At 69.3% G+C, this 1967-nt stretch carries 1 protein-coding gene; it reads right to left on the bottom strand.

The annotated features are described in order from the left end of the window. Positions 1 to 69: 69 nt before the first annotated feature. Positions 70 to 1275: a hypothetical protein gene (locus ACWD1Z_RS37250; RefSeq protein ID WP_451125326.1), complete on the bottom strand. Its 1206-nt coding sequence runs from the start codon at positions 1273 to 1275 to the stop codon at positions 70 to 72. Between the last annotated feature and the right edge of the window lie 692 nt (positions 1276 to 1967).

Genomic DNA, 1967 nt, shown 5'->3' with positions numbered 1-1967 from the left:
GTAGCAGCGAGGGCCTTGGAGAGTCGGCCCCGGTCTCCTATCTCTGGCTCACGTTGCAAGGGGCAACGGTCAGCTGTCTTCTGGCTGTTGGGCCCAGAGGTTCACGGTCTCGCCGACCTTGAGTGGCTTGTCGACTGGGCCTTTGATGTGGGCTGGCACGACGCGGTCCTCGTGTTCGCACGCGCCGTCGGCGTGGGCGCGGGGGTTGAGGCAGGTGTTGCGCCGGTAGGGGCGTACGGGCCAGCGGCAGGACCACTGTGGGGCGCGGCGGCCGGTGGAGGCGGTGGCGTCCTGTTCGGCAGCGGCCCGGCTGGGCCGGTGAGCGGTGTGGACGTTGACGATCCGAACTTCGGAGGGTCCGGTGATGCCGTCGCGGCGGTCGCGCTTGCGGCCGGCGCGGTCGCGCGGAACCTCTTCGACCTCGGTGAGCTGGATCTTGCCGGTCTGGCTCATCAGCTGCCAGGCGGTGTAGACGACCTGGGACCAGTGGCGGGTGATGCTCGGTGTGAGCTCGCCGAAGGTTTTTCCGAAAGCCAGGACCGTCTCGTTTTCCCAGTTCAGAGGCGCGCGGCGGGGGTACGACTGGATGACGGCGGCGGTCATGGGGGCGCCGCCAGGGAGGGATCCGATCACAGTGTCCGGCGCCAGGGCGTCGATGGCACTGCCCGCCAGAGCGTAGAAGGTGAGCCACACGCCCTCGAAGTGCTGCGGGATTGGCTCCATCTGGCCGCGGGTGTGCTGAATGAACCAGCGCGCAGTCGGGCCGTCGGCGATATCGAAGTCGGAGGGTGCCCACGGACCCCAGCTGACGGCGACGATGGGCGTAGTCACGGTCACGTGCGTGCCGTCGCGGGCCAGAGGCGAGTCGGCCAGGACGTCGGCGACATCCTGGGTGAAGCCGCCGATCGGCTCGGCGAACACCATCAACCCGTACGGGGAGGGCAACCGCGTCTTCTTGACCGGCTCGGTGGGCGGGGTGGAGGCCGCGGCCAGCGCGAGCGAGGTCATGTCGGCGGTCGCGTAGTACAGGTGGGCTTCGCGCAGGCGATGTTCCTCGGAGCACGCCAGCAGCATGGAGGCCACCGCTCTGGGTGAGGCATCCATGCCGGGCACGGTAGGGAACACGGCTCTGTGCCCGGCATTGATGGCCTGCGTGAGCGAGCGCATGGAGTCCTCGCTACCGATGTCGTCGAGCACCCGCGCACGCCACTCCGGCAGTTCCCGGGGCTCCGGCGCTTTCCAGGGCGCGGCTGCGAGATTGGTCGGGGTGGTCACTTACTGGCCTCCAGTTGGCGGGGGACGCCCCCGGTGCGCAGTTCGCGCAGGGCGGGGCCCACCGCTGACTACTCGCTCGGCCTAACGAACCAGCCGGACACAAAGCAACGGGAGGGCAAAGGGAAGACACATGCTGCCCCCGGACAACAACCGACGCTCCGACTCGATGTCCTCGCTGCGCACGAAGACCTGGTCGCTGCGTCCGAAGGGCAGCACAGATCCGTACCCCTTCTGCCGATTGAAATACGTCACCCGTCCCTCGCACATGCCCTCCATCGCGGCACTCCCTTTCCCCGTCCGTCACAACCAGTCAGAACGGAGCAGCGCCGCAGGAGAAGACCCGACAAGGCGATCCACGGGAGAGCAGGCACTCCGGACGGTCTCCCCCGCTTATGACCCCACCCGCCGCCCGCATGCCCCGAGCCCCCAGCCAGCGAAGTGATCAGGGGCATTTCCGGCGCACCCCGAGGGCGCGCGGCGGGGTATGGTCGGGGGCTGCCCCAGGTCCGGGGGTGGCCGTCCTCGGTTTTGACGGCCTTCTCGGCCCAGACACCCTCCCGAGTCGTGGCCCGCCCTCTGCGGACGAGGTCGTCGCCCCCCCCCCCCACGATCCCATGGGCCCGGGAGGGACCGGCCCCCAAAACCCCGCCCCCCCCCAGGGGGGGCCCCAACCGTTATAGGCCGAAAGGGAG

The organism is Streptomyces sp. NPDC002784, assembly GCF_053592135.1.
This window is presented reverse-complemented; position numbering and strand designations above follow the sequence as displayed.